General features: G+C 67.2%; 24 protein-coding genes. 6 read left to right on the plus strand and 18 right to left on the minus strand.

Features of this window, described 5'->3' with window-relative positions:
- Nucleotides 1–27 precede the first annotated feature (27 nt).
- From JQX08_RS05070 to JQX08_RS05095, 6 genes are all read right to left on the minus strand, one after another.
- Nucleotides 28–993, minus strand: a complete 966-nt coding sequence (locus JQX08_RS05070) for a PA2778 family cysteine peptidase (protein ID WP_204915154.1) — start codon at nucleotides 991–993, stop codon at nucleotides 28–30.
- On the minus strand, nucleotides 981–1,382 hold the full coding sequence (locus JQX08_RS05075; protein ID WP_204915155.1) for a PA2779 family protein: 402 nt from the start codon (nucleotides 1,380–1,382) through the stop codon (nucleotides 981–983). The genes JQX08_RS05070 and JQX08_RS05075 overlap by 13 nt, the downstream gene beginning before the upstream one ends.
- Nucleotides 1,383–1,508: 126 nt before the next feature.
- Nucleotides 1,509–1,811, minus strand: coding sequence for a DUF3509 domain-containing protein (locus JQX08_RS05080; RefSeq protein ID WP_204915156.1), 303 nt, complete (start codon nucleotides 1,809–1,811; stop codon nucleotides 1,509–1,511).
- Between the two features lie 227 nt (nucleotides 1,812–2,038).
- Nucleotides 2,039–2,362, minus strand: coding sequence for a DUF3325 domain-containing protein (locus JQX08_RS05085; protein WP_204915157.1), 324 nt, complete (start codon nucleotides 2,360–2,362; stop codon nucleotides 2,039–2,041).
- A complete protein-coding gene (locus JQX08_RS05090) occupies nucleotides 2,362–3,894 on the minus strand; it encodes a PepSY-associated TM helix domain-containing protein (protein WP_204915158.1) in 1,533 nt (510 codons plus the stop codon). Before JQX08_RS05090 ends, JQX08_RS05085 begins: the two co-directional genes overlap by 1 nt.
- On the minus strand, nucleotides 3,891–4,190 hold the full coding sequence (locus JQX08_RS05095) for a DUF3649 domain-containing protein (protein WP_204915159.1): 300 nt from the start codon (nucleotides 4,188–4,190) through the stop codon (nucleotides 3,891–3,893). The genes JQX08_RS05090 and JQX08_RS05095 overlap by 4 nt, the downstream gene beginning before the upstream one ends.
- Before the next feature lie 274 nt (nucleotides 4,191–4,464).
- On the opposite strand from JQX08_RS05095, the gene JQX08_RS05100 reads away from it, so the two are divergent.
- Nucleotides 4,465–4,785, plus strand: coding sequence for a DUF3509 domain-containing protein (locus tag JQX08_RS05100; protein ID WP_204915160.1), 321 nt, complete (start codon nucleotides 4,465–4,467; stop codon nucleotides 4,783–4,785).
- Here the strand turns inward: JQX08_RS05100 and JQX08_RS05105 are convergent.
- From JQX08_RS05105 to JQX08_RS05115, 3 genes are all read right to left on the minus strand, one after another.
- Entirely contained in the window at nucleotides 4,749–5,252 is a 504-nt protein-coding gene (locus JQX08_RS05105) for a phosphate-starvation-inducible protein PsiE (RefSeq protein WP_204915161.1), read from the minus strand. The genes JQX08_RS05100 and JQX08_RS05105 overlap by 37 nt on opposite strands.
- Nucleotides 5,253–5,430: 178 nt before the next feature.
- Nucleotides 5,431–5,898, minus strand: a complete 468-nt coding sequence (locus JQX08_RS05110; protein WP_204915162.1) for an aminoacyl-tRNA deacylase — start codon at nucleotides 5,896–5,898, stop codon at nucleotides 5,431–5,433.
- Between the two features lie 133 nt (nucleotides 5,899–6,031).
- Nucleotides 6,032–7,252 carry an MFS transporter gene (locus JQX08_RS05115; RefSeq protein WP_204915163.1) on the minus strand — a complete coding sequence of 407 codons (1,221 nt, stop codon included), beginning with the start codon at nucleotides 7,250–7,252 and terminating at the stop codon, nucleotides 6,032–6,034.
- Between the two features lie 103 nt (nucleotides 7,253–7,355).
- Here JQX08_RS05115 and JQX08_RS05120 point away from each other — a divergent pair, with 103 nt between their 5' ends.
- The 3 genes from JQX08_RS05120 to JQX08_RS05130 all read left to right on the plus strand — a co-directional run bounded on the left by JQX08_RS05120 (nucleotide 7,356) and on the right by JQX08_RS05130 (nucleotide 9,737).
- Nucleotides 7,356–7,895, plus strand: coding sequence for a PaaI family thioesterase (locus JQX08_RS05120; RefSeq protein WP_204915164.1), 540 nt, complete (start codon nucleotides 7,356–7,358; stop codon nucleotides 7,893–7,895).
- Nucleotides 7,896–7,927: 32 nt separating this feature from the next.
- Entirely contained in the window at nucleotides 7,928–9,058 is a 1,131-nt protein-coding gene (locus tag JQX08_RS05125; protein ID WP_204915165.1) for a thiolase family protein, read from the plus strand.
- Between the two features lie 100 nt (nucleotides 9,059–9,158).
- Complete coding sequence (locus JQX08_RS05130; RefSeq protein WP_204915166.1) at nucleotides 9,159–9,737, plus strand: TetR/AcrR family transcriptional regulator; 579 nt, start codon at nucleotides 9,159–9,161, stop codon at nucleotides 9,735–9,737.
- A 50-nt stretch (nucleotides 9,738–9,787) separates the two neighbouring features.
- Here JQX08_RS05130 and JQX08_RS05135 read toward each other — a convergent pair whose 3' ends face one another.
- Entirely contained in the window at nucleotides 9,788–10,591 is an 804-nt protein-coding gene (locus JQX08_RS05135; RefSeq protein WP_204915167.1) for an SDR family NAD(P)-dependent oxidoreductase, read from the minus strand.
- A 236-nt stretch (nucleotides 10,592–10,827) separates the two neighbouring features.
- Here JQX08_RS05135 and JQX08_RS05140 point away from each other — a divergent pair, with 236 nt between their 5' ends.
- Entirely contained in the window at nucleotides 10,828–11,088 is a 261-nt protein-coding gene (locus JQX08_RS05140; protein WP_204915168.1) for a YebG family protein, read from the plus strand.
- Between the two features lie 63 nt (nucleotides 11,089–11,151).
- On the opposite strand, the gene JQX08_RS05145 is transcribed toward JQX08_RS05140, so the two are convergent.
- The gene (locus tag JQX08_RS05145; RefSeq protein WP_204915169.1) at nucleotides 11,152–12,174 is read right to left on the minus strand and encodes a Leu/Phe/Val dehydrogenase; all 1,023 of its coding nucleotides are present in this window, start codon (nucleotides 12,172–12,174) and stop codon (nucleotides 11,152–11,154) included.
- A gap of 163 nt (nucleotides 12,175–12,337) precedes the next feature.
- Between JQX08_RS05145 and JQX08_RS05150 the strand changes: the two genes are divergently transcribed.
- The gene (locus JQX08_RS05150) at nucleotides 12,338–13,141 is read left to right on the plus strand and encodes a SirB1 family protein (protein ID WP_204915170.1); all 804 of its coding nucleotides are present in this window, start codon (nucleotides 12,338–12,340) and stop codon (nucleotides 13,139–13,141) included.
- Here JQX08_RS05150 and JQX08_RS05155 read toward each other — a convergent pair.
- The 7 genes from JQX08_RS05155 to JQX08_RS05185 all read right to left on the minus strand — a co-directional run bounded on the left by JQX08_RS05155 (nucleotide 13,116) and on the right by JQX08_RS05185 (nucleotide 25,818).
- Nucleotides 13,116–15,710: a LuxR C-terminal-related transcriptional regulator gene (locus tag JQX08_RS05155; protein ID WP_239481964.1), complete on the minus strand. Its 2,595-nt coding sequence runs from the start codon at nucleotides 15,708–15,710 to the stop codon at nucleotides 13,116–13,118. The two genes, JQX08_RS05150 and JQX08_RS05155, sit on opposite strands and share 26 nt — an antisense overlap.
- A 128-nt stretch (nucleotides 15,711–15,838) precedes the next feature.
- Entirely contained in the window at nucleotides 15,839–17,206 is a 1,368-nt protein-coding gene (locus JQX08_RS05160; RefSeq protein ID WP_204915171.1) for a DUF1329 domain-containing protein, read from the minus strand.
- A gap of 512 nt (nucleotides 17,207–17,718) precedes the next feature.
- Complete coding sequence (locus JQX08_RS05165) at nucleotides 17,719–20,310, minus strand: LuxR C-terminal-related transcriptional regulator (RefSeq protein WP_204915172.1); 2,592 nt, start codon at nucleotides 20,308–20,310, stop codon at nucleotides 17,719–17,721.
- Between the two features lie 213 nt (nucleotides 20,311–20,523).
- Complete coding sequence (locus tag JQX08_RS05170; RefSeq protein WP_239481965.1) at nucleotides 20,524–21,897, minus strand: DUF1329 domain-containing protein; 1,374 nt, start codon at nucleotides 21,895–21,897, stop codon at nucleotides 20,524–20,526.
- Nucleotides 21,898–21,916: 19 nt separating this feature from the next.
- On the minus strand, nucleotides 21,917–23,764 hold the full coding sequence (locus JQX08_RS05175; RefSeq protein ID WP_204915173.1) for a DUF1302 domain-containing protein: 1,848 nt from the start codon (nucleotides 23,762–23,764) through the stop codon (nucleotides 21,917–21,919).
- Between the two features lie 287 nt (nucleotides 23,765–24,051).
- A complete protein-coding gene (locus JQX08_RS05180; protein WP_204915174.1) occupies nucleotides 24,052–24,819 on the minus strand; it encodes a crotonase/enoyl-CoA hydratase family protein in 768 nt (255 codons plus the stop codon).
- A gap of 81 nt (nucleotides 24,820–24,900) precedes the next feature.
- Nucleotides 24,901–25,818: an SDR family oxidoreductase gene (locus JQX08_RS05185; protein ID WP_204915175.1), complete on the minus strand. Its 918-nt coding sequence runs from the start codon at nucleotides 25,816–25,818 to the stop codon at nucleotides 24,901–24,903.
- Nucleotides 25,819–25,940: the final 122 nt, after the last annotated feature.

Here is a 25,940-nt window from a genome sequence, read left to right on the forward strand (position 1 = left end):
CCCGGCACCGGCCGGGTGCGACGACCTTCAACGCAGTGGACAGGCCGGCAGCGCGCTGCACTGCGCAGCGCCTTTGCCGGCGGCCTCCAGCGGCGCCGCCAGGCGGCCGTCCGTGGGCGCCAGTTGCTGGGCACAGCGCCGTGCGACGCCGGCCTGACTGGCGCAACCCTGCTCGTTGAGCACTTCCGAGAGATTGAACCAACCGAGGGCAAAGTCCGGCTGGCGCTGCACGCTGTCGCGCAGCGCCTGTTCGGCGCCCTGCCGGTCGCCGTCCGCATAGCGCGCATTGCCCAGGGCGAAGGCCGGCATCGGCTCGCGCGGCCAGTGCGTGGCGGCGGTGCGGTAGGCGCGTGCGGCAACCGCACGCTGGCCGGTTTCCTCGAGGTCGCTGGCGCCCTGCAGCCAGGGTTGCAGCTGCGCCTCGGCGGGCAACCGCTCTGGCGGCAGGGTCACCACCGCCCAGCGCCCGGCGCGCCGCCAGCTGATGTCGAACGCGGCGAAATCGGTGAGCCAGCGCTTGGTGGTCGCCGAGCGCAGCACCAGTTCCTGCTTGCGGCGGTCATAGCCGACCACCACCGCGAAGTGCCACTGCGGCCACCAGTCGAAACCGAGATTCTGCATCACCAGCACCGGATTGCCGGCGGCCACCTGGGCCAGCACCGCGTCGAGCTCCGGCGCCAGCGGATAGACCAGCAGGCCGCTCTGCCGCGCGGCGGCGACCAGCTCGAGCTTGAGGCTGCCCTTGCGTTCGGGCAGGTAGACGCGTGGCTTGAGCTGCGCTGGGCTGGTGTCGACGCCGCGCTGCACCAGCACCGTGGCCAGCGCGGCGGGGCCGCACTGGTAGGCGTCCTGGGGGAAGAACGGCGTGTCGCTCAGCTCCACCGCCTGCGGCAGACGCTCGCTCTGCGCCGGCAACTGCATGTGGCCGGCGCAGCCGGCGAGCAGGCCGAGGGCCAGCAACGCCGCCGCGCGCAGGGCGGTCAGCGGATGCATTTGATGAAGCTGAAGATGTCGGTGGCGCAGAGCATGTCGGTGATGATGAAGATCACCAGGAACAGCACGATGATGCCGACCACGCCGCTGGCGCCGGCCGGCTCCTGCTGCAGCTGCTGGTTGAACTGGGCCAGTTCGGCCGGGGTCAGGCTGGCGATGCGCGCCTCGACCTGAGTGCGCTCGACGCCGAACGCTTCGAGTTTCTGCTGCACCTGCTGGTCATCGAGCATGGCGCGCAGCTGCGCCTGGTCGACCTGATGCTGCTGTTGCTGCAGTACCTGCGGCGTGCCGATCATCGCGGCCTGGGCCATCGGCAGTTGGGCGAACATCACCAGGTGCAGGGCGGCAACGCCGGCGGCAAGACGGCGCATCGAGGCGGGATTGGGCATGGGGTCTCTCCTGAGGTGGGGTTCCCAGTAGACCGGCCAAGCGAAGCGGCGGTTCCACAGGTCTTCCGCCGCCGCTGGCGCGGGGGCAACCGCCGCGGCTGCCTCGCCATTACCCGCCGAAAAACCTTACAGCCGCGTGCTCGGGCCGTCCCAGCGCAGCGCGTCTTCGTTGGCCGGCGGCTTGCTCAGTTCGTCGAGGCCGGACAGGCCCTGGCCGCGGTCGATGGCCAGGCCGAAGCGGATACTCTGGATGGTCTGCTCGAGCTTGGCCGGATCGCACAACTGCTCGCTACTGAGCAGACGTTGCGCGACCGTGCCCTGCTCGTCGCAGAGCGACAAGGTGGTGCTGCCATCCGGGCTGCCAATGGTGAAGCGGACCTGGAACTGGCCCTTGAAGGAGTCACTGACGAACTTGAAGGGATTGAGCATGGCGGTACACCTGACGCGATTGCGGACACGTCTGGGTACCAGCAAGGGCGAGGCCAACTCGCCAAGAACTGCGACCAGTGGTCGTCACCCCTCTAAATGGGCGCTACGGCGACAGTGGCGCTCAGCCAAGACGACAGACAACGGCGCAATTCTGGCGCTGTTGCCCCGTTTGCGGGCAACAGCGCTGATAGCCAAAAGCCAGCCCTGCCGGGCGTTGACCGCAGGCCTCAGACCAGCAGCTGCAGCAGCGCGCCGGCCGGCAGCAGCGCGGCGAGCGACAGTGCCCAGCGCTGCCGCCAGGCCAGCATGCCACCGAGCAGCACGCCGGCGAGCATCAGCTGGCCCAGCCAGATCACCGTGCCAATCTCTCCGCCACGCGCTTGCACGCAGAGCGCCAGGGCAATCACGCCGACGACCGTCGCGGCGAGGCGCAGCAGGCGTTGCCGGCCCGGCGCCGGGGCGGCGCCGAACAGCGCCTTGTGGTGGCGCGACATGGCCAGGCTCAGGCCGAGCATGGCCAGGTAGAGGAAGGCGAAACTCAACCACAGCATCACACACCCTCCTCGGCCAGCTGGCGGCGCTCACGCGGCGCCTTGCTGCACACCACTTGCGGCTGCGCGGCCTGCCAGGCAAACAGCGCAGCCAGGGCGCCACTCAGCAGCAGCGTCAGGTCGACGCCGGCCAGCCCCCAGTCGCCGCGCGCCAGGGTCGCCCCGAGGTGGCCGTGGGCGGTGGTCAGCCAGTTGAGCAGCGGCAGCCCCAGTGCCAGCACGGCACCGAGCGCCAGTTGGTCGCGACGCAGCGCGCGCGGCTGGCTGCGGCGCAGCACGGCCCACAGGGCGAACAGCATCCAGCTACCGGCGAACACCCAGCCTTCCGCCGTGGCGCGCTCGGCCAGGCCGGCTGGCAGCAGGCGGTTGCCCCACAGCAGCGCCAGGCTGGCCAGCGGCAAGCCGCCGATCACCGCGCCGTTCAGCGCGCGCACCACGCCGATACCAGCACCGCCACGCGCTTCGCGCTTGTTCAGCCAGACCTGCAGGCCGCCGACCAGCATCGCGCAGCCGGCCAGGCCGAGGAAGAAGTACAGGAAGCGCACCAGCCCGCCACCGAACTGGCCCATGTGCAGGCCGGCCAGCCAGATGTAGGCGCGATAGCCGGTGGAGGCCTGCTGCTCGCTGAGCAACTCGCCGGTCGCTTCGTCATAGCTGAGGGTCGCCTGCGGCGAGCCGATGCGCGACTCGCTGCGCTGGCGCACGTCGACCACCGCGGCGACGTCGCCCGGGTGGTGCACGCTGGTCCAACCGGCTTCCGCGCCGTTCCACTTCTCCCGCGACTGGGCGATCAGCGCATCCAGCGAGGTGCGGCTGCTGGCTTTCTGGTCGATGCCTTCGCGGTTGTAGGCGCCCATCACTTCGCTGAAGAAGTGCTCGACGTTGCCCTTGTAGGCAGTCTGCGCGCCGGCCGGCATGTACGAGGCGACGAAGATCGCCACGCCGGTGTAGGCCAGCACCAGGTGGAACGGGAAGCCGATCACGCCGAACAGGTTGTGCGCGTCCAGCCAGGCGCGCTGGCCATTGGCGTTCGGCCGCAGGGTGAAGAAGTCCTTGAAGATGCGCCGGTGGATAATCACCCCGCTGACCAGCGCCACCAGCATGAACATGCCGGCCAGGCCGACGATGTACATGCCGATCGTGCCGCCGTGCAGGTTGTAGTGCAGGGTGAAGAAGAAGTTGCCGCCGAGGGTTTCCGGCATCGGTTGACTGGTGGCCGGGTCGAACGCGACGTTGTGGATTTCCTCGGTCTTGTCCACTTCCCAGCCGAGCCGCCAGTACGGCTCACGCTCGCTCGGCCCCTGCACCCAGAAGGCATGCAGCGGCTCGTGGACGTTCTGCTCGAGCCAGCCGCGCACCTGGTCGGCGCTCAGGCTGCTTTCAGTCGGCACATGCAGCGCCGGTCGCATCCAGCGCTCCAGCTCCTTGTCGAAGCAGGCCACGGTGCCGGCGAAGATGATCACGTAGAGCAACCAGCTCGGCAGCAGACCACCCCAGGTGTGCAGACCGGCCATGCTTTGTCGAAGGCTCATGGGCGCACCCCCAGGTCGTTCGGCAGGTACGCCGCCAGGCCCATCACCAGGATCAGCCCGAGCAGCACCAGCCAGGCGCGGCTGGCACTGCGCGCGGCGAACACATAGATCGCCGCGGCGGTCCACACGGCGAAGCAGACCAGGCTGGAAAACACCACGCGGTCGGGGCGCGCCAGCGGCAGGTAGACGGTGAAGAAGGCGGTGAACGCGTAGGCCAGCGCATACCCGCCGAGCAGGGCGGCGAGGACGCGCGAAGTGATGCTCCAGGGGCTGGAGGCTTTGTGCTTGCTGGTCACGGTCAGGTCCTGAATGGAGTGCCCGCCGAACAGCAACAGGCAACGATAGACCTGCGTATATTATTGAGAAACATTCGCGACAGAAAGGCGAGATTATCTCTAAATGTTCCGATCATGCAGATTGGTGCCGAGCTTGCATGGCGGGGCCAATCGGCCGCTGCAATCACGCGCGAAAACCAGGAGACAAACGGTGCGCGCCAATCGTCTGCAGTGACGAACTTTTGCCCCGCCGGGCAGGTCCATCGCTCATCGCCCTCCTTCCCGGTATCTCGCCATGGACAATCCCTTCCAGCTGCTGACCGACGCCTTCCATCCCCAGTACCGGGTCAACTTCAGCATCGAGAGCCTGGATGGCTGCGTGATGCTGACGCTCTCCGATGCGCGTGGCGCGGTGATCGCCAAGCGACGCATCAGCGCCGAGCAGCGGCGCGACCCGAAGCGTCTGCACAACCTGATCCAGAGCGTGCAGTTCGGCATCGCTATCGACCAGGGCCAGGCCGCGCGCGAGGTGCTCGACACCCTCAGCAGCGCACACCTGGGCCGCCCGCTCAAGCGCGTTCAGCTCTCGCCGGGATCGCCTTCCGCGCGGTTCTGAGCGATGACCAGATGGCGCCGCGTGCGCGGCTTGGCGCTCACCTCCGAGGGAAATTGCGAGGAGGCATAGCGCACCACCAGGATCGACAGCGCCAGTAGCAGGATCGCCGCCGACACGTAGATCACCCCCATGCCCGGGCCGTTGTGGTGCGACACGTCGGAGATCAGCAGGCGCGTCAGCGCGGTGATCGCCACGTAGATCAGGAAGCGCACCGGCATGTGGTTGGTCTTGAAATAGATGCCGACCATTGCGCCCAGCTCGAGGTAGATGAACAGCAGCAGGATGTCATCGACTGAGATGTGCCCCTTCTCGACCATGCCCAGAAAGGCCATCACCGAGGCCCAGGCGGTGATGCCGCCGATGGCGAACAGCGCCAGGTAGTGGAAGCCTTCGACAAACAGGTTGCCCAGCGATTCCGCCAGGTCGTGCACGCGCTCGCGCAGGTCTTCGGCCCAATTGATCTTCACGGTGAGGCTCCTTGTGCAACAGGCGGATCAGTCTGCGGCCTGTTCATGACGTTATGCAGAAACAAGGCCAGCCCCAGTGTGAAGGTGCGTCGCTGACCCAGGCCACGCGGCAAACAGCCGCAGCCCACTCGCGGCCGACTCGGACGAGCCGGCCGTTGCGGCTGGCGGCGGTCGCGCGCTACTCGCTGAAGCGGCCGCGCCGCGCCTCGGGCATCAGCTCGAGGTAGGCCGCGCCGCTCATGTGCACCAGCGCGGCGTGGTCGCCCGCCTCGAAGTAGACCTCGGGCTGCTCGGTGAGCGCCTGGTCGATCAGCGTCTCCAGGCCGAACACCGTACCGACGGCGGGAATCGCGCCGAGTGCGCAGTCGTCGAAGCGGTTGCCGAAATCGCCCTCATGGGCCAGCCGCCAATGCCGGCTGGTCAGCTTGTGGACTTTTTGCAGATCGACCTGGCGACTGGCCGGGACCACCGCCATCAGCCAGTGACCCTGGAAGTCGTCGAGGATCACCGGCTTGGCCATCTGCTGCAGCGGGATGCCGGCGCGGCGCGCGGCTTCGCGGGTGGTGATCGAGGGTGCGTGGGCAAGCATGCTGTAGCGCGAGCGATGCTCGGTGAGGCAGCTTTGCAAACGGCTGGCCATGGTCATGGAACACCTCCTGGCGCAGGCCTGAGGATCGACGCCGACCTCCCGCTCCCCGGGGAACCGGCGTGGCCGGTAACGCCGAGGCACACCCTGCGCCTCGACTGGCAGCGCCGCGGGACGCTGCCCTGTGTTCAGTCTAGGGCTGTTTGGCGGCAACACCGGCCAGCACTGGCGCCGGACGCTCGCCGAGCAGATGAAAGGCAGCGAACGCGGCGAGGACGAACAGCCCGTGCAGGTACAGCATCGGTTGCGCCGAGCCGTCCTGCAGCAGCGCCAGCAGCAGCCCGCTGAACGTCGCCCCGGCCATCTGCGCGAAGCCCATGAAACCCGCCGCCAGCCCGGCGCGATGGGCGTTTGGCATGACCGCGCCAGCCACCGCGGCGGGCAGCACCATGCCGCCGCCGAGGGTCACCAGCACCTGCGGCAATGACAGGCCGAGCACCGACAGGCCGAACAACTGGTAGGTCGCCACGGTCGCCAGCCCGCCGCCAAGCACCAGGGTGACGCCGATGGCGACGATGCGCTGCGGGCCGAGGCGCAGGATCATGCGCTGGGTGAACAGCGCACCGACGATCAGCCCGGAAATCACTGCGCCGAAGGTCAGCCCGTAGTGCAGCGCATCCAAGCCGAGCAGGCGCATGTACACCGCCGATGAGCCGGCCACCACGGCGAACATCGCGCCGTAGGTGCAGGCCAGGGTCAGGGCGAACGCCCGGTAGCTGCGCCCGCGCAGCAGGTCGAAGTAATCGCCGGCCAGGCTGCGCAACTTGCCGGCCTGCGGATCGAGGCGCGGGTTGCTTTCACGGTAAAGCAGCAGCACGGCGAGCAATGCCAGGGTGCCGAGGATCGCGGTGAGCAACACCGGCGCGCGCCAGCCGCCGAGGGCGACCAGGCCGCCGCCGAGCATCGGCGAGAGGACGATGGCGCTGAGCATGCCGATCACCGTCAGCGGCAACGCCGCCGCGGCCTTCTCCTTCCACACGTCGCGCACGATGGCGCGGGCCAGCACCAGCGCGGCGCAGGCGCCGAGGCCCTGCAACACGCGGGCGAGGATGAACTCCTCGATGCTGCCGGCGCCCAGCAGCCACAAGGTGGCGAGCAGATAGGCCGCCACCCCGCCAATCAGCACCGGCCGCCGGCCGACCCGGTCAGACAGCGGACCGAGCACCAGTTGCCCAAGGCCGAACGCGGCGACGAACAGCGACAGCGCCAGCAGGCTGGAGCCCGGTCGCGCGGCGAGGCCGTGCTCCAGGGCGCCAAGCGCGGGGATCAGCAGCTGGGTGGAAATCTCGCCGAGCGCAGTGAGCAGCATCAGCAGGCACAACAAGGTGCGTGACGGCATTACGGGCGTGGACATGGGCGGGCTCCGGTTTGCTGCAGGGGCTAGACTAAATTACATCCATAATTTAATAATTAGATTACATGCATCATTCAACCCTGCAAAGCCCTGGAGTCCCGCCATGTCCACCCTCTCCCGCGAAGACAAACTGGCCAGCTGGCTGGCCGCCGAACAAGCTGTCCGCGCCGGCCTCGCCGAACCTGGCACCACCAGCCTGGCGGCGGTCGCCGAGATGACGCCGATGGATTTCTTCGACCGCATCGGTCGCGGCGAACTGCCCTGCCCGCCGTTCGGCGTGCTGCTTGATTTCGTCCCCCTGGAATGGGCCTCGGGCCGCTTCGTGTTCCAGGGCACCCCGGACGCCCGCCACTACAACCCGCTCGGCAGCGTGCACGGCGGTTACGCGGCGACGCTGCTCGACTCATGCATGGGCTGCGCGATCCACACCCAGCTCAAGGCCGGCCAGGGCTACACCACCACCGACCTGCGCGTCAGCTACATCCGCGCCCTGCGCCACGACAGCGGCCCGGTACGCGCCGAAGGCCGCGTGGTGCACGTCGGCCGCTCCACCGCAGTGGCCGAAGGCCGCCTGTACGACGTCGACGACCGCCTCTATGCCGTCGGCTCCACCACCTGCCTGATTCTCGACATGCGCGGCTAAGCCTGCGCCCACGCCGTCCCAGGAGACATGCCATGACTTCCATCGTGATCGCCGGCTACGCCCGCTCGCCCTTCCACTTCGCCAAGAAGGGCGCGCTGATCGACATCCGCCCCGACGACCTCGCCGCTCAGGTGCTGCGCGGCCTGGTCGAGAAACTCGACCTCGACCCCAGTCTGCTCGAAGACGTGATCATGGGCTGCGCCTACCCGGAGGCCGAACAGGGCATGAACATCGCCCGCATCGCCAGCTTCCGTGCCGGCTTCCCGGAAAGCCTGGGCGGCGCCACGGTAAACCGCTTCTGCGGTTCATCGATGAGCGCCGTGCACTTCGCCGCCGGGCAGATCGCCATTGGCGCTGGCGAAGCCTTCATCAGCGCCGGGGTGGAATCGATGACCCGGGTGCCGATGGGCGGCTTCAATGTCTCGCCGAACCCCACCCTGCTGCAGGACTTCCCTGCGGTGTACATGGCCATGGGGCACACCGCCGAGGAAGTCGCCAAGCGCTTCGCGGTGAGCCGCGAGGAACAGGAGGCGTTCGCCGTGGAATCGCACGCCAAGGCCGCGGCAGCCCGCGCGCGCGGTGCCTTCGTCGATGAGATCGTGCCGATCGCCCTGCCTGCCGGGCTGATCAGCGAAGACGGCTGCATCCGCCCCGGCACCACTGCCGAGGCGCTGGCACAACTCAAGCCGGCGTTCGGCGGCAGCGTCACCGCCGGCACCGCCTCGCCGCTGACCGACGGCAGCGCCGCGGTGCTGGTGTGCAGCGAGGAGTTCGCCCGGCGCCACAACCTCGACATCCTGGCGCGCATCAAGGCCGTCGCGGTGGCCGGTTGCGCGCCGGAGATCATGGGCATGGGCCCGGTCGGCGCGACCCGCAAGGTGCTGCAGCGCGCCGGCCTGGGCATCGCCGACATCGACCTGATGGAGATCAACGAGGCCTTCGCCAGCCAGTCGATCGCCTGCGTGCGCGAGCTGGGCATCGACATGGCGCGGGTCAACCTCGATGGCGGCGCCACCGCGCTCGGCCACCCGCTCGGCGCCACCGGCGCGCGAATCACCGGCAAGGCCGCTGCATTGCTCAAACGCAGCGGCGGCCGCTATGCCGTGGCCACCCAGTGCATCGCCGGCGGCCAGGGCGTCGCCACGCTGCTCGAAGCGGTCTGAAGCGCCCGCTCCACCACGCCGTGCCGGTGCAAACCTGCACGGCGTTGGCACGTCCGCGGTAAGATGACAGGCAGAATCTAATTACTGGAGGTAGCCCATCATGCGTTACTCCGAAGACCACAAGGCCAAGACCCACCAGCGCATCATCGAAGAAGCCGCGCGGCGCTTTCGCAGCGACGGCGTCGGCGCCACCGGCCTGCAGTCGCTGATGAAGGGCCTCGGCCTGACCCACGGCGGCTTCTATGCACACTTCAAGTCCAAGGACGAGTTGGTGGAAACCGCCCTCGCCCACGCCGCCGAGCAACTCGGCACGGAACTCGACGAAGCGCTCGGCGACGACGCGCCGCTGTCGGCATTCATCGCCCGCTACCTGTCCTCCGCGCATCGTGCCGAACCGGGCGCCGGCTGCCCGTTGCCGACCATCTCCGCCGAACTCGGCCAGCGCGGCCAGCCCAGCGACACCACCAACGCCCTGGTGCAGAACCGCCTGGCGCTGATCGAGTCGGGCCTGCACGGCGAAGCCGCCGCCGACCAGAGTGTGCTGATGCTCTGCGCGATGGTCGGCGCGCTGACGCTGTCGCGCTCGGTCAGCGATGCCGACCTGTCCGACCGCCTGCTGAAGACCACCCGCCGCCTGCTGATCGAGCAGGCCGATGCGGCGGACAAAACCCAGGCATAAAAAAGCGCCCCTGCCGGATGGCAGGGACGCAAAGGTCCGTCCGCAGAGTCTTAGCCGGCGATCCGGTAGCGTTCCGCGGGACGGCTGTGAGACAGGTTGGGACCAAGCTTGCCGCGCGCCGCGACGAACTGCGCCCAGTCGTCGGCATTCGGCAGCGAAGGGATGGTGATCAACTCGCGCTGATCGAAGCCGGCCAGCGCCGCGTCGACCATGTCACCGACTTCCATGATCATCGCCGGGTTGAGGTTCGCCTCGTCGATCCCGCTGCGCTCCCAGATCTCGGTGCGGGTAATGCCCGGCAGCACGGCCTGCACCTGCACGCCCTGGGCGCTCAGCTCGTGGTGCATGGTCTGTGTCAGGCTCAGCACATAGGCCTTGCTGGCGCTGTACACGGCGTTGAACATTTCCGGGATCAGCGCCACCACCGAGGCGACGTTGATGATCGCCCCGCGTCCGCGCGCGCCGAAGCTGGCCGCAGCGGCGCTGGACAGGCGGGTCAGCGCGACGATGTTGAGGTTGATCAGCGTACCCACCTGCTGGGCGTTGGCCTCGGCCAGCGGGCCGTTGGTGGCGACACCGGCGTTGTTGATAAGCAGGCTGATCGCCGCGTCGTCGCGCAGGCGTTGTTCGACCACCTGCAGGTCGGCTTCCTGGGTCAGGTCGGCGCGCAGCACTTCGACGCGCACGCCCGTCTCTTCGCTCAACGTGCTGCCCAGCGCGGCCAGGCGCTGCTCGTCGCGCGCCACCAGCAGCAGGTCGTAGCCGCGGCGCGCCAGGCGCTTGGCGTAGGTCGCGCCGATGCCGCTGGACGCACCGGTGATCAGCGCAGTGCCGTGTTCAGATTGCTTGCTCATGTCGGTTCTCCAAGGGAAGAAAGTGGTACTGCGCTTAATTGGATGACGCATGTAATTTAACTTTAGATGACGACCGTAATCCAGTATTACCGACTAAAGATTTTCTATCGCGTCGATTGCTGAGCCCTCACTGGCGGTTTGCCACTGGCTAAACGCAAGCAACTGCCTTATGCTGCGCGGCACTGTATAAATGAACAGTTAACTCGAAACTGACTGGTATGAAGGTGAGGTGATGAATGGCCGTCGAAGTGGTGTATCGCAGCAGCCGGGACCCGGAGCGCCTGTTCATGGATAAGGCCGAAGCGGATCGTCATGACAAGATGCTCGAACTGGCCGAGTCGCTGGCCGACGTACTGCTCAAGGCCGTGCCCTCGCTGAACGAACAGCAGGTCGAGGACCTGGGCATCTACATGGCGAAGAACCGCGACATCTTCGCCCGCGCCTTCAAGAATCAGCCGGATGCGCTGAACGAGCTGAGCGCCGCCGACACCGAGTGACTCAGGCGCTACCGCGCAACGGAAAACGGGCTCGATGAGCCCGTTTTTTGTGCGGCGCTCCTTTCAGCTGCCATACAGCAGCCGTTCGGCCAGGCGGTCGGCGACCCGCGCCGGCGAGCGTTTATCGGCCTGCGCGTGGGCGAACACTTCGGTCAGGCGCATGCCGATCTGCGACAGGTGCGCGGTGATGCGCGGCAACTCTTCGCCCCGGTGCTTGAGGGCGACGTAGATCAGCCCACCGGAATTGATCACGTAATCCGGCGCGTAGAGAATCCCGCGCGCCTCCAGTTCGTCGGCGACTTCGCCGCTGGCCAGCTGATTGTTGGCCGCTCCCGCCACCGCGGCGCAGTGCAACTGGCCGACGCTGTCGGCGTTCAGCACACCGCCCAGACCACAGGGCGCGAGGATGTCGCAGGGCGTGCTGAGCAACGCATCCGGCGCCACCAACTGGGCACCGAACTGCTCCTGGGCGAGGCTCATGCGCCCGGTATCGAGATCGCTGACAATCAGCTCGGCGCCGGCCGCATGCAGTTGCTCGGCGAGGCCGAAGCCTACGTTGCCCAGTCCCTGGATCGCCACTCGCAAGCCTTCCAGATCATCGCTACCTAAGCGCGCCTGGGCGGTGGCGCGAATCCCGGCGAATACGCCCATGGCGGTGTGCGGCGAGGGGTCGCCGGCGCTGGTAGTACTGGTGACATGCCCGGTGTGCTGGGCGATGCAATCCATGTCGGCGCTCGAGGTGCCGCTGTCGACTGCGGTGACGTACTGGCCCTTGAGGCTCTCGATGAAACGTCCGAAGGCTTCGAACAGCGCGCCGCGGTTGTCCACGTGCGGCGGGCGAATGATCACCGCCTTGCCGCCGCCCTGCTCGAGGCCGGCCAGCGCCGCTTTATAGCTCATGCCTTGCGCGAGGCGCACGGCATCGCGCAACGCGCTGATGTCGTCGGGATAGGCAATGTAACGGCACCCACCGAGAGCGGGGCCCAGTTTGGTGCTGTGAATGGCGATGATCGCCCGAAGGCCGGTCTCCGGATCCTGCGCGACGTGCAGCGCTTCTAGCCGGGCGGCTTCCATGATGGCAAACATGGTGGGGCTCCCTTGCTGTTGGTACAGGCAGTATAGGTGTCGCGTCCGGAACCGACCGGCTTGCCGGGTATATCTACGGCACGCAGGCAGACTGCTCGGCATAAGCAACGCTGGACGAAAATTGATCAACCCGCTACAAACGAGGAAACGCCAGGAGACATCGATGACACCGCGCCAACGCTGTTTCGCCTGCCTCGCCGAAGAGCCGCCGCGCCTGTTCGAAGCCGCGCTGTGGATCGCTGCCGAGCACGACGCCGAGCTGCAGCCCGCGGCCTGGCTGACGGCGCTCGACGCGGTGCGCCAGCAGGTGTTTGTCGCGCTGCCCGAACAGCCGCCGCAGGAACTCGCGCAACCGCTGCTGCGGCGCCTCGCCGAACTGGACTTCCACGAAGATGACGACGTGCCGCTGCGCCCGCAGACTGCCCTGCTGCACCGCGTGCTGCAACGCCGCCGCGGCCAGCCACTGTCGTTGGCGCTGCTGGCCCTCGAGCTGGCCCGGCAGCTGGGGATTCCGCTGCAAGGGGTGAACTTCCCCGGCCATTTCCTGCTGCGCGTGCCCGGCGCCGACCACCTGCTCGATCCCTGCGGCGGACGCCGGCTGTACCCGCGCGACTGTCGCGAGTTGCTGCTCCGCCACCTCGGCCCGCGCGCCGGACTTTCGGCCGAGCACCTGCTGGCCTGCGACGCGCGGCAGATGCTCCAGCGCCTGTCGCGCAACCTGCGCCAACTGCACCTGCAGGCCGAAGACAGCTATGCCGCACTGAAGGACGCCGAACGCGTGCTCGAACTGGGACCGCCGTCGGTCACCGATCACCTGGCCCGCGCCGAGCTGTACCGTCGCCTCGACTGCCCGCAGGCCGAACGCTACGACCTCGAGTGCGCGCTGCTGCTCACCGAGGACCCGGCACAGCGCCTGCTACTCAGCCAGCGCCTCGGGCAGATCAGCCCAAGTCCGGCGCTGCACTAGGTTTCCCCTCGTCGAGCAGGCCGAGGCGCTTGGCCTGCGCCACCGCCTGGGTGCGCCGCTCGACCTTGAGCTTGGCGTTGATCCGGTGCGCGTGGGTCTTCACCGTGTGCAGCGAGATGAACAGCCGCTCGGCGATCTCCCGATTGGAGCGGCCGGCGGCAATCAGCTTGAGGACCTCCAGCTCGCGTGCACTCAGCTGCTCGCCGGGCTCGCTCACGGTCTGCCGCGCGCGCAGCAGCAACTGTTGCTGCTCTTCGCTGGCATGTTCGAGCAGCAGCTCCGGCTGCCGCGCATACAGCGCCTGCAGCGGGCGGATCAGCTGCATGCGTTGCGCCTCGGCCAGGCCCTGGCGCAGCTCCTGCTCGGCGTCCGCGGCGCGCCCGGCGAGCAGCCAGGCTTCGACCAGGCTGAAGCGGCATTCGCAGGCCAGGCCGAACTGCCCATTGGCCAAACATTCGTCACGCAGCTCGAGTAGCGCGGCGAGCGCTTCCGCGTGGCGGCCCTGGCGCAAGGCGACCAGCGCCAGCCGATGCCGTACGCGTGGCAACAGGCTGTAGAAACCGGAGGGCGCCAGCAGGCCTTGCTGGCGATAGCGCTCGAGCAAGCCGCGCAGCACCGTCTCGGCGGCGCTCAGTTCGCCCTGGCGCAGGAACAGCGAGCCGCTGGCCAGGTCGAGCATGCCGCGATAGCGAATTTCCGGGACCTTGAACCAGTGCAGCAGGCGCTCGCCCTCCTGCATCAGCTGCAAGGCCTGGGCGAAATCGCCGGCCTCGGCGGCCAGCTCGGCGAGACCGAAATAGCCGAACAGCTGATAGACGTCGTCGTAGCGACCGGACTCCTGCAGGCCGTCGCGCAGCTCGACGCGCGCCTCCTCGAGGCGCCCCAGGTTGACCAGCAAGGCGCCGCGCAACAGGCGCAGGCGCCCGAGCACCGGGCCCCGCAGCAGGCCCGCGCTGACCTGGCGCGCCGACAGCTCGACCAGTTCGAGGCCCTTGACGAGCTCGCCGCGCAGGGTCAGCAGGTGGATGCGGTCGAGGTTGAGCATCGCCTCGTAGGCCAGGCTGCCGTTCAGCCGCGCGACCCGCAGCCCTTCGCTCAGCAACTCTTCGCCCAGCTCCAGCTGCTGATTGGCCAAGGCATGCTGCGCCAGGGTCTGCAGGCACAGCATGCGCGTCGCCCAGTTGGTCGGCGCCAGGGCGGCGAGCGCAGCCAGCGCGTGTTCGCGCGCCGCCGCCAGGCCGCGCTGCCGATGCAGGCTGCCCTGCACCGCCTGCCACTCGGCGAGCAACTGCGTCTGCCGGTTGTGATCGGCCTGCGGCAGGAAGTGCGCCAGGTCGGCCAGGCAATCGTCGACCTCGTCGAGCCGCCCGCGAAACACCAGGGTCCAGGCCAGCATGATGATCAGCCGCGGCGAGCTGGCGAACAACGCGCGCGGCAGCTCGTCGCGCCACTGCAGGAACTGCCTGACGCTGTCCTCGACCAGTAGGTGCTTGTGGTTGAAGCCTTGCAGGTAGCTGGCCGCCAGCTCCGGGCGGTCGGCCGCCAGGGCCTGATCGATCGCCTCGCGCACCCGGCCATGCTCGAACAGCCACTGCGCGGCGCGCAGATGGATGGCGATCGCCGCCGCGCGGTCGTGCTGGCGCGCCAGCGCCACGGCCAGCGGACGCCACAGGCGCAATTGCTCACCCGAACTGTCGGGGTTGTCGGCGACCAGCAGCTGGCGGCTGCGCAGCTCGTCCAGCGGCGCCGCGCCGAGGGTCGCCAACAGATGGCCGCCAAGCGCCTCGGGAAAACGCGGCAGGTGCGCGAGTACCTGCAGCGCTTCGCGCAGCGGCGCGGCGATGCCATTCAGCACTTCGCGCTCGAGGTAATCGCGCAGCAAGGCGGTGCCGGCGAGCAGGCGCTCGTGCAGTTGCGCCGGATCGAGCTTGAGCAGCAGCAGGCTGATCAGCGCCGGCCAGCCTTCGTACTGCTGGCGCACGCGGGTCTCCAGCTCGCTGGGCAGCTTCAGGCCGTGGCCGAGCAGCAGCTGGTGCAGCTCGTCGGTGTCCAGTGCCAGGCCCTGTGCGTCGACCTCGAGCAGCTCGCCGAGCAGCATCAGGCGCGGCAGGTTCCAGGCCGGCTGGCGGCGGCAGGCGACGAACCAGCGCAGATTCGGCGGGATGTGGTCGAACAGCCGATCGAGGCACTCATCGAGCTCAGCATTCGGCTGCCGCGGGTAGTCGTCGAGGACGATCCACAGGCGCTGCTCGACGCGCTCGAGCAGCGTCGCCAGCACCTCGCCCGGCTCGCCCGGCGGCACCGGCACGCGCAACGCCCCAGACAGCCGTTCGAGCAGCCCGGCGGGGCTGAGTGCGCGACCGCCAAGATCGAGCCACAGCAGGCGCGTGCCGCTGGGAATCTGCCGGGCGCACTCGCTGAGTAGGACGCTTTTGCCGAAGCCGGCCGGGGCGCAGATCAGGTTCAGGCGGTAGTCATTGGCCAGCAGCGGCTGATACAGACGCGGACGCGGCACGTGCACGGGCGGCAAGCGCGGCTGACGGCTGGCAACAACAACGGACTGACTCATTCCCTGCACTCTCTTGGACGACCGGCACCGACGGCGCCGCGCGGCGATGATACCGCCCGGCTTGGCACCTGGGTGCCGCCAATAAAAAAGGCGACCCGTAGGTCGCCTTTTCAACTTAGCGGATGCGCTTAGCGCACGCCGGCATTCCGCAGCGCGGCCGGGGTGAAATCGGCCAACGCGACTTTCACGCCGAACTGGCTCGGACGGTTCTGCTCGTTGGCCATCATCGAGGTCAGGTAGCGACCGGCGATCAGGTCATTGAGGCTTTCCATGGCAGTCCATGGCACTTGCACCTGGTACTGTTGCATCAGCATGTTCTGACCAACGCGCCACAGTTGACCGCGACCGTCATACAGCTCGGACACGGCGATCTGCCAGCTGTCCTCGTCGATGAAGAACCGACGCTTGGCGTAGATGTTGCGCTCGCCGCTCTTCAGCGTCGCTTCGACTTCCCACACGCGGTGCAGCTCGTAGCGAGTGAAGTCCGGATTGATATGGCCGGGCTTGATAATCTGATCGTACTTTAGGCTTGGCGAGGCCAGGCGGTAGTTGTTGTACGGGATGTACAACTCCTTCTTGCCCACCAGTTTCCAGTCATAGCGGTCTGGCGAGCCGTTGAACATGTCGGTGTTGTCGGCGGTGCGCAGGCCATCGGCCGCGGTGCCCGGACCGTCGTAGGCGATCTGCGGTGCGGCGCGAACGCGGCGTTGACCGGCGTTGTAGACCCAGGCCTTACGCGGATCCTTGCCCGGATTGATGAAGTCATGCGCCAGCACCACAGTGCCTGCCAGGCGTGCCGGGGCGGTGACAGACTGTTTGACCATCAGCAGCAGATTGTCGGCACGCGCGCCCAACTCCGGCAGAGCGGCGGGGTATGCCACGGTTTCGTCAATCACCACCGGGGTGAAGCTGCCGTTGGCCTGTACTGCGGTCTGCACGTTGACGCGCAGGGTGCTCTCACCACGGTAGCGCGCCATGTGGTTCCAGATCACTTCCACGCCTTTGGTTGGCAGCGGGAACGGGTAGGCGTGGCTGGCGAAGTTATCTACCGAGTAGCCATCGCTGGCCAGGCTGGTTTTCAGCGCACTGGTTTTGGCAGCCTGAGCGGCAACATCCGACACCGCAGTGGTACGGTGAGTGACGTACACCGGCATCTTGTAGGTGTCCGGGTAACGCTTGAACATCGCCAGTTCGCCTTCGGACAGCTTGTCCTTGTACTGCTCGACGTTCTGCGCGGTGATCACGAACAGCGGCTTTTCGCTGGCGAACGGATCGCCGAGGAAGCCCTTGGCGTCAACCGGAGCCGCGTCCTTGGCCAGACCGCCGGTCCAGGCCGGGATCGAACCGTCAGCGTTGCCAGCTTTCTCGCCACCCAGCGGGGTCAGGCTGGTGCCGAGCTTGGCCGCTTCTTCGGTGCTTACCGCGGCCATCACGTTAGCGGCCAGCAGGCTCAGGGCCAGGGCGCTGCCTTGCAGCAAAGTCTTACGCAGATACATGGTGTTTCCTCGCAGAAGAGCAAGCCAAGGCTGAACGCGGGCCATCGCAATCGCCTGGGCGGTTTCACTCATCGCCGCTGCCGCACGGACCGCGGGCGATGGGGTGTCCAGGCCGGAGCACTATGCCCGGCGCGGACGGTTTCAAAGGAATGGATGACGACGATCAGCGTCGCGCTCGTCGCAGATCACACTGGGCGGGCAAATGCCGTCACCAGGGACAGGACGTAGCGGCGGCCGTTTCGAGGGGTTGACATCGGGCACTCCGGTTACGCCTGCAACGTACCCAGCGCGACGAGGATGGATAAGCCGGCAAAGGATGGATTCTGCCGATCAATACAAAGTATGAGTGCCCGTCCGCTCGCTGCGTTCGCCGCGCCAAGCCGCGGCCCACGCGGCCTGCACTGGAACAGCAGGCACGTGGCGCCAATGCGCGAGCGTCTACGGCGGCGCGACAGCGGCAAAAATTGTCTAAGGGGATGACCGCACCAGCGCCCCGGACGGGGCGCTTCGGCTCAGTCGAACAGGCCCAGCGCCTTGGCTTTCGCCACGGCCTGGGTGCGGCGCTCGACCTTGAGTTTGCTGTTGATGCGCCGCGCGTGGGTTTTCACGGTGTGCAGCGAGATGTACAGGCGCTCGGCGATTTCCTGGTTGGATAGGCCCTGGGCGATCAGCGACAGCACCGCCAGTTCGCGCGTGCTGAGCGGCGAACCGTCCTCGCGGCGCACCGCCTCGTCGACCAGCTCGCCGCGCTGCAGGCGTTCGCGCTGCGCGCTGGTGGCGTGGCTGAGCAGGCTGGGATGCAGGCGGAAGAACGCCTGCACAGGGCGGAACAGCTGCATGCGCTGCGCCTCGTTGAGCGCGCGCTGCAGTTCGGCCTCGGCCTGGCTCTGCCGCCCTTCGGCAAGCAGCGCCTCGACCAGCACGAAGCGGCACTCGCAGACCAGCGCCAGCAGGCCCTTGCTGACGCACTCCTCGTAGAGTTGCCGCAAGCCGCGCTGCGCCGCGTCGACACGCCCCAGGCGCACCTCGCAGCGCGCCACATCGAGACGCGCACGCAACATCAGGTCGGTGAAGCCGGACGGCGCCAGGCGCTCATGCTTCCGGTAGCAGTCGAGCAGACCGATCAGCGTGTCATGCGCGCCCGCCACATCGCCCTGGGCCAGTTGCAGACGCGCGCAGGCGAACTGCAGCGGACCGCGATAACGCACTTCCGGAACGTGCTGCCATTGCATGACGCGCTCCGCCTCGCGGGCCAGGTGCGCGGCCTGGGCGAAGTCGCCCTCGTCATTGGCCAGCTCGATCAGGCCGAGGTAGGCGAACAGCCGCGAGGCGTCCTCGCAGCGCTCGGCCTCGGCGAGCCCTGCCAGGCAACCGGCGCGCGCCTCGTCGGCGCGCCCCTGGTAGAGCAACTGGCAAGCGCGCACCAGCAACAACCGGGCGTTGACCGGGCCGTGCCGCAGGGTCTTCGAGACTTGCGTGGCGGTCGCCTCGGCCAGCGCGACGCCTTGCTCGAACTCGCCGAGCAGGGCCAGCAGCTGGATGTGCTCGACTTCCAGCATGCCTTCGAACACCACGCTGCCGTGGCTGCGCGCCAGGCGCAGGCCGTCGTCGCAGTAATGCGCGGCGGCCTCCAGTTCACCGAGGGCCATGGCCTGCTGGGCCAGGGCCTGGTAGCAGAGGATGCGCTGCGACCAGGCCGACTCGCTGAGCACCTCGAGCGCCTCGAGGCAGTGCTGACGCGCGCTGGGCTGGCCGCGCTGGCGCTGCACCACGCCCTGCAGGGCCTGCCACTGGGCGAGCAACTGGCGCTGCCGGCGGGCGTCGGCCTGCGGCAGGAAGCGGCCGATATCGGCCATGCAGGCGTCCACCTCGTCGAGCCGCGCGCTGATCATCAGCGCCCAGCCGAGCAGGGTGATCAGCCGCGGCGTACTGGCGAACAGCGAGCTGGGCAGCTCGTCGCGCCACTGCAGGAATTGGGTGACGCTGTGTTCGACGAGCAGCTGCTCCTGGCCGAAACGCTGCAGGTAGCTGGCGGCCACCTCCGGCTGCTCCGCCCACAGGGCGTGCTCGACCGCCTCGCGCACCTCGCCGCGCTGGAAGAACCAGCGACAGGCGCGCAGGTGCGCCTGGGTCGGCAGGCCGCCGGGCTGGCGCTTGAGGATCAGCGCCAGCGGCCGCCACAGGCGGAACCACTGGCCGCTGCTGTCGAGGCCATGCAGGAACAGCTGGCGATCGCGCAGCTCGCCGAGCATCTCGGCGCCGCCCTCCTCCAGCAACTGTTCGCAGAGGTCGGCGGAGAACCGTGGAATATGCGCCAGCACGCGCAGGGCGCGGGCCAGCGGCAGTGGCAGATCGTTGAGCACCTCGCGGCCGATGTACTCCTGGAGCAGCGGCGTGCCGCCGGCGATGCGCTCGCGCAGGCCTTCGGTGTCGGTCTTGAACAGCAGCAGGCAGATGCCCGCCGGCCAGCCTTCGGTGTCGTGCAGCAACTGGCCGGCCAGTTCTTCGGGCACGCTCAGGCGCTGTTCGTCGAGCAGTTGCTGCAGCTCCTGGGCGTCGAAGGCCAGGGCCGGCCCGTCGACTTCGAACAGGTCGCCCTGCAGCAGCAGGCGCGGCAGGTTCCAGGCCGGACGCCGGCGACCGCAGACCCACCAGCGCAGGTTCGCCGGGGTCTGCTCGACCAGCCGATCGAGGCAGGCATCCAGCTCCGGGCTGGCTTGCCGAGGGTAATCGTTGAGGGCGATCCACAGCGGTTGTTCGCTGCGGCTGAGCAGCTCGGTCAGCGCCGCTTCGGGGTCGCCGGGCGGGGCCGGCTGATCCAGCGCCTGGGCCAGGCGCGCGAGCAGGTCGGCGGGGCTCAGCGTACGGCCGAGCAGGTCCAGCCAGACCAGCTGGGTGGCAGGCGGCGCCTGACGCAGACATTCGTTGAGCAGCACGCTCTTGCCGAAACCGGCCGGCGCGCAGATCAGCGACAGACGGCTGCCGCTGGCCAGCAACGGCTCGCTGACGCGCGAGCGCGACACATGGTTGACGGGCAGTCGGGGCAGCTGGAGGCTGGCAACGGGGCGGCTATCGAGTACTCGAACGTGGGCATGCCTGGTCATCGCGTCGCTCTTTCTTATTGTTCGGGCGATGCGCTGATCTTAACCCCGAAGGGCTGGGTGCGGCGCATCACTCCTATGTATGAATGCCCTTGAATAACATTTCTGAACGTTCCTCTGAAAGCCCTGATTTAGACGCGTCGGCAAATTCGCGACGAGGCCCCATAAAAAAGGGCGGCCGTGTTGGCCGCCCTTTTTCTACTGCACCGTCGAGGATTAGCGCACGCCAGCGCTACGCAGCGCCGACGGGGTGTAGTCCGCCGCGGAGGTCTTGATGCCGAATTCGAACGCGTGCTTCTCTTCGTTGTTCATGCCGATCGCCAGGTAGCGACCGCTAATGATGTCGTAGAGCGCTTCGAAGGCGTAGGACGGGGCTTGCGCCTCGTAGTGCTGCGCCAGCATGGCCTGACCGATACGCCACAGTTGACCGCGACCGTCGTAGTGCTCGGACACGGCGATCTGCCAGCTGTCCTCGTCGACGAAGAAGCGACGTTTGGCGTAGATGTTGCGCTCGCCGCTCTTCAGCGTGGCTTCCACTTCCCAGACGCGGTGCAGCTCGTAGCGCGCCAGTTGTTGGTTGGTGTGGCCGGCCTTGAGGATGTCGCTGTACTTGACGGTCGGCAGGCCCATCTGGAAGTTGTTGTACGGGATGTACATCTCCTTCTTGCCGATCAGTTTCCAGTCGTAGCGATCCGGCGCGCCGTTGTACATGTCGAAGTTGTCGGAAGTGCGCAGACCGTCGGACGCAGTACCCGGACCGTCGTAGGACACCTGCGGGGCGCGGCGCACGCGGCGCTGACCGGCGTTGTAGATCCACGCCATGCGCGGCTCGGCAACCTGGTCGAGCGAGTCGTGAACCAGCAGCACGTTACCGGCCAGACGCGCCGGCGCAGTCACCCGCTGCTTGAAGAACAGCAGGGCGTTGGCGGCTTTCTCCGGCGCCAGGCCGGACATGCCGGTCGGGAACGACACTTCGTCTTCGAAGTTGACCAGGGTGTAGGCACCGTTGGTTTGCGGAGTGGCCTGCACGATGGTGCGACGCAGGTTGCCGCCGCGGTAACGGGTGATGTGGTTCCACACCACTTCCAGACCGTTCTGCGGGACCGGGAACGCGTAGTAGCGGCTGTCGGTGAAGTCCTTCAGACCGTTACCGCCTTCCATCAGCGTGGTTTTCTGCGCGCTGATCTTGGCTGCCTGGTTGATGTTCTCCGGCACCGAAGCCGAGCGATGGGTGGTGTACACCGGCATCACATAGGTTTCCGGGTAACGCTTGAACATCGCCAGCTGGCCTTCGGACAGCTTGGACTTGTACTGGTCGAGGTTCTGCGCGGTGATGGTGAACAGCGGCTTCTCGCTGGCGTACGGGTTGCCGAGGAAACCGTTCGGCGTGACCGGTGCGGCGCCGGGCTTGAGGCCGCCGTCCCAGGCCGGGATGGTGCCATCGGCGTTACCGGCCTTCTCACCACCCAGCGGCGTCAGGGTGGTACCCAGTTTGGCAACCTGATCAGCGCTGACCGCTGCCATCACGTTGGCAGCCAGCAGGCTCAGAGCCAGGGCGCTGCACTGCAGCATGCTCTTGCGAATTGTCATCTGTACTTTCTCCCTGACCTTAGAAGTTCACGCCGAGGCTGAGCGCGACGAAGTCACGATCGATCTGAGTGTTGAAATCACCATCGAAGAAATCGGTGTAACTCAGGCTGGCGGTGTAGGTGTTCTGGTACTCGGCATCGAGGCCGATGCTGAATGCCTTGGAGCCTTCGTTGAACACCGGGCCGTAGCCGTCGACGTCGTGCGAGAAGGCCACGTTGGGCTTGAGGTTGATACCGGCGAACACGTCGTTGTAGTCGAGGATGCCGCGAGCACGATAGCCCCAGGAGCCGGAGGTGTAGAAGCCGTGGTAGCCGTAGTCACGGGCAGCGGCGATGTTCGAGGCAGCGGTGCCGTGCGGCGAGCCGTAGATCGAGTCACGGCCGTAGGCCACTTCGCTGGTGCTTTCCAGGCCGCCCAGACGGGTGTAGCCAACCTCGCCGACCACGGTCAGACGCTCGGCGCCGAGGACCTGATCGAAGAAGTGCGTCAGGGTGGTCTGCACCTGGGTGACTTCCTTGCGGTTGTAGCCGCGGATGTCCGTATTGGCGAAGGAACGCGCAGCAGCAGCAGCAGCAGCCGGGTTACCGGTCGCAGCGCCTACAGCCTGGGCGACAGCAGCTGGCGTGGCGAGCTTGGCAGTCATGTCGGTGCCGTTGATCTGCAGCGGCATGTTCGGGCGGTAGCTCAGTTCACCGCTCCACGCGGTACCGGTGGGCAGCGTGGTGGAGAAGCTCAGGCCGTACAGCTGGATATCTTCCGGATACTCCAGGAAGTAGTTGCCACGACCGAGCAGGATCGCCGAAGCCAGCGCCGGAGCAGCCAGTGCCGTGTTCACGGCAGCGACATTCGCAGTATGCATGCTCACGTTCGGTGTGCGGCTGTGGTAGTTCATGAAGTACGCGGCGTACTCAGTCTCGTCGCCGAGCCAGCGCAGCGCAGCGCCCCACTGACCGGAGTCACTGGCGTCGCGGTCGCCGCCACGCGGCACGATCAGACCTTCCGGCACCACGGTCACGCCGGTCAGCGCGGCCTGTGCGCCAGCACCCGCGAGACCCGCCTTGGCAGCCTGGAGACCACGAACGGTGGCCGAATCGAGGATGGTGTAGTTGTTGTCGCAACCGTCGGCGAGCACGTCGGCCGAGGAGAAGAACGTCCCGCAGTTGTCGATGACGGTCTGGTCCCACTCCAGCTGGTAGAAGGCTTCGGCGGAGAGGTTCTCGGTGATGCTCTGCGACAGGTAGAACATGTTGACCGGAATCAGACCTTCCTTGATTTCCGCGCCTGGGCGGCGGAAAGCAGCGGCGTCGATCGGGTTGATGCTGTTGATCGAGTTGCCGATGAAGGTGCTCTCACCCCAGCTCACCACCTGCTTGCCGAGGCGCACGGTGCCCGGCTTTTCGGAGACGGAGTAGTTGTAATAGGCGAAGGCATCGAGCAGTTGATAGCCGGAAGACTTGGCGCCTTCCTTGCGGCCGTCGTCGGAAATGTCCTTGAACAGACGGCTCTCGTCCTTCAGCTCGAAGTCGTACCAGTACTTGCCGCGCATGAATACGCCGGCGTCACCGTACTTGAGCTCGAGGTCGTGAATACCCTTGAAGATCTTCGAGAAGGTTTCGCCGCGTTTGAAGTTCAGTCGCCCGTCGTCGCCCGTCTGGGTGTAGCCGGTGCCGCCGTTGGCCTGACCGATCAGGTCCTTGTCGGCTTTGGCAGTGCTCCAGCTGGCCCCGACCGACAGTGCCGAGTCGAATTGCCCCTCGATTTCCCCGATATTGAAATTAACCGCCTGAGCCTGAGAGCTCAGGCCCACGGCTACAGCCATCGCCAGCGTTTTCGGCAGGAAGATGGCGGGCCTTGTTTTTCTTGTCATTTGGCGCTCCTGGTTGGTCAATCAGCCAGGAACACCCTACCTAGAGGGGTGAATCCGTATAAGCGCACTAAGGGCGGATTTTTTCTTGTCGCTCGAAAGGATTAATCGACGCTTTTTTGCACAGCTTTTCCGACCTGCAAATGTCACCAGCCAAGCCACCGGGAAGTTTCTACCCAGGACGGGCCACACCCAAGGCGCAGAGCTTTCCGGCACGGCATTGCCGGCAACCGAGTGACCCGGTAACGGGGTCGCCAAGCGCCGCCGAGCGGCGGTTTGGTAACGCCCGTTCAGAACTCGCCGTGGCGTCCCTGCCCGGCCTTGAAGCGGCTCGCACCGGCCTGGGTTTCACCACTTTCGATCACCTGCAGGCCGCCGAGGAACTCGTCGCGCAGAGCCTGCTCGAACGGCAGTTCCCACTGCCGGTAGGCACTCGCCCGATCAGCCAGCATGCAGCGCTGCGGGAAGGCAGCGATCTCACGCGCCAGCGCTTCCGCCGCGGCGCGCGCCGCGCCTGGACCGACCACACGGTTGACCAGGCCAATCTGCAGCGCTTCCGCGGCCTGCACCGGGCGACCGGTGAGAATCAGGTCGAGGGCGCGACCCTGGCCGACGATGCGCGGCAGGCGCACGGTGCCGCCGTCGATCAGCGGTACGCCGAAGCGCCGGCAGAACACCCCGAGCACCGCATCCTCGGCCATCACCCGCAGGTCGGCGAGCAGTGCCAGCTCCAGACCGCCGGCCACCGCGTAGCCTTCGATGGCGGCGATCAGCGGCTTGCCGAGCTGCATGCGGCTCGGCCCCATCGGCCCGTCGCCCTCGACTTCCAGACGGTTGGCGCGCATCGCGCCCTGCGCCACCGCGCCGAGATCGGCACCCGCGCAGAAGGTGCCGCCGGCGCCGGTGAGCACTGCGACCTGGGCCTCTGGGTCCGCCTCGAAGGCGCGCAGCGCCTCGGCCAGCGCCTCGGCGGTCGGCCGGTCGACGGCGTTGCGTACCTGCGGGCGGTCGATGATCAGGGTGGTGACGGGACCGTTCTTCTCGACGATGACGCTCATGGCCTGCTCCTCTGGTTTTCTCGCCACCATAAAACAAAAAGGCCGGCTAAAGAGCCGGCCTTTTCGCGGTGCGCTGGGCGATCAGCCGAGCTTCACGTACTTCTGCAGGTTGGTGAGCATCGCGCCCAGGGCCTGGCTGGTGTCAGCGGGGTGGCTGGCGCCTTCGAAGTTGCCGATCTGTGCCCAGCTGGCAGCCACGTCTTCCGGGCTGAAGCCCTGCAGCGGGTTGAAGCCCACGCCGTTGCTGCGCTCCCAGCGCACCTTGCCAACCCAGCCGCCGCCGACCTCGAACAGGCCGCCGGTTTCCTCACAGGCCGCGCTGCCGAGGTACACCACCAGCGGGCTGACCAGTTCCGGCTTGAGCTGCTCGAACACTGCCGGCGGAATCAGCCCTTCGGTCATGCGCGTGCCGCCGGTGGGGGCGATGGCGTTGACGAAGATGTTGTTCTTGCGGCCTTCGATGGCCAGGGTACGGGTCAGGCCGTACAGGCCGAGCTTGGCCATGCCGTAGTTGGACTGGCCGAAGTTGCCGTAGATACCGGAGGTCGACGCGGTGAAGATCACCCGGCCGAAGTTCTGTTCGCGCAGGTGCGGCCAGGCGGCGTGGGTAACCTTGTAGGCCCCTTCGACGTGGACCTTGTAGACCAGGTCCCAATCGGTGTCTTCCATCTTGGCGAAGGTCTTGTCGCGCAGGATGCCGGCGTTGTTGACCACCACGTCGACGCGGCCGAAGGCGTCCAGGGCGTTCTGCACGATCTTCTCGCCGTCGGTCACCGAGTCATGGTTGGCCACCGCGGTACCACCAGCGGCACGGATTTCCGCGACCACCTTGTCCGCCGCCGAGGCGTTGGCGCCTTCGCCGTGGGTGCTGCCGCCGAGGTCGTTGACCACCACTTTGGCGCCATGCTTGGCGAACAGCAGCGCATGGGCACGGCCCAGGCCGCCGCCGGCACCGGTGACGATGACGACTTTGTCTTCAAAGCGGATGGCTTCACTCATGCAGCAACTCCTGGGACAGATGAAAAAGATGGCCGAGTGTCCGCCAGCCTCAGCGCCCCCACAAGCAAGTGACTGGCTGCTGAATGGCAGCCAATAACGCTGCGCGATGGCGGCGGGCAGCT

Origin of the sequence: Zestomonas insulae, from assembly GCF_016901015.1 — a bacterium.
GTDB lineage: Bacteria > Pseudomonadota > Gammaproteobacteria > Pseudomonadales > Pseudomonadaceae > Aquipseudomonas > Aquipseudomonas insulae.

Coding starts and splice junctions, on each gene's coding strand:
- JQX08_RS05125 (WP_204915165.1), top strand. CDS start 7,928: ATGACTTCCATCGTGATCGCCGGCTACGCCCGCTCGCCCTTCCACTTC.
- JQX08_RS05115 (WP_204915163.1), bottom strand. CDS start 7,252: ATGTCCACGCCCGTAATGCCGTCACGCACCTTGTTGTGCCTGCTGATG.
- JQX08_RS05070 (WP_204915154.1), bottom strand. CDS start 993: ATGCATCCGCTGACCGCCCTGCGCGCGGCGGCGTTGCTGGCCCTCGGC.
- JQX08_RS05080 (WP_204915156.1), bottom strand. CDS start 1,811: ATGCTCAATCCCTTCAAGTTCGTCAGTGACTCCTTCAAGGGCCAGTTC.
- JQX08_RS05170 (WP_239481965.1), bottom strand. CDS start 21,897: ATGACAATTCGCAAGAGCATGCTGCAGTGCAGCGCCCTGGCTCTGAGC.
- JQX08_RS05160 (WP_204915171.1), bottom strand. CDS start 17,206: ATGTATCTGCGTAAGACTTTGCTGCAAGGCAGCGCCCTGGCCCTGAGC.
- JQX08_RS05075 (WP_204915155.1), bottom strand. CDS start 1,382: ATGCCCAATCCCGCCTCGATGCGCCGTCTTGCCGCCGGCGTTGCCGCC.
- JQX08_RS05140 (WP_204915168.1), top strand. CDS start 10,828: ATGGCCGTCGAAGTGGTGTATCGCAGCAGCCGGGACCCGGAGCGCCTG.
- JQX08_RS05120 (WP_204915164.1), top strand. CDS start 7,356: ATGTCCACCCTCTCCCGCGAAGACAAACTGGCCAGCTGGCTGGCCGCC.
- JQX08_RS05180 (WP_204915174.1), bottom strand. CDS start 24,819: ATGAGCGTCATCGTCGAGAAGAACGGTCCCGTCACCACCCTGATCATC.
- JQX08_RS05175 (WP_204915173.1), bottom strand. CDS start 23,764: ATGACAAGAAAAACAAGGCCCGCCATCTTCCTGCCGAAAACGCTGGCG.
- JQX08_RS05135 (WP_204915167.1), bottom strand. CDS start 10,591: ATGAGCAAGCAATCTGAACACGGCACTGCGCTGATCACCGGTGCGTCC.
- JQX08_RS05085 (WP_204915157.1), bottom strand. CDS start 2,362: ATGCTGTGGTTGAGTTTCGCCTTCCTCTACCTGGCCATGCTCGGCCTG.
- JQX08_RS05145 (WP_204915169.1), bottom strand. CDS start 12,174: ATGTTTGCCATCATGGAAGCCGCCCGGCTAGAAGCGCTGCACGTCGCG.
- JQX08_RS05185 (WP_204915175.1), bottom strand. CDS start 25,818: ATGAGTGAAGCCATCCGCTTTGAAGACAAAGTCGTCATCGTCACCGGT.
- JQX08_RS05155 (WP_239481964.1), bottom strand. CDS start 15,710: ATGAGTCAGTCCGTTGTTGTTGCCAGCCGTCAGCCGCGCTTGCCGCCC.
- JQX08_RS05165 (WP_204915172.1), bottom strand. CDS start 20,310: ATGACCAGGCATGCCCACGTTCGAGTACTCGATAGCCGCCCCGTTGCC.
- JQX08_RS05110 (WP_204915162.1), bottom strand. CDS start 5,898: ATGACCATGGCCAGCCGTTTGCAAAGCTGCCTCACCGAGCATCGCTCG.
- JQX08_RS05090 (WP_204915158.1), bottom strand. CDS start 3,894: ATGAGCCTTCGACAAAGCATGGCCGGTCTGCACACCTGGGGTGGTCTG.
- JQX08_RS05150 (WP_204915170.1), top strand. CDS start 12,338: ATGACACCGCGCCAACGCTGTTTCGCCTGCCTCGCCGAAGAGCCGCCG.
- JQX08_RS05100 (WP_204915160.1), top strand. CDS start 4,465: ATGGACAATCCCTTCCAGCTGCTGACCGACGCCTTCCATCCCCAGTAC.
- JQX08_RS05130 (WP_204915166.1), top strand. CDS start 9,159: ATGCGTTACTCCGAAGACCACAAGGCCAAGACCCACCAGCGCATCATC.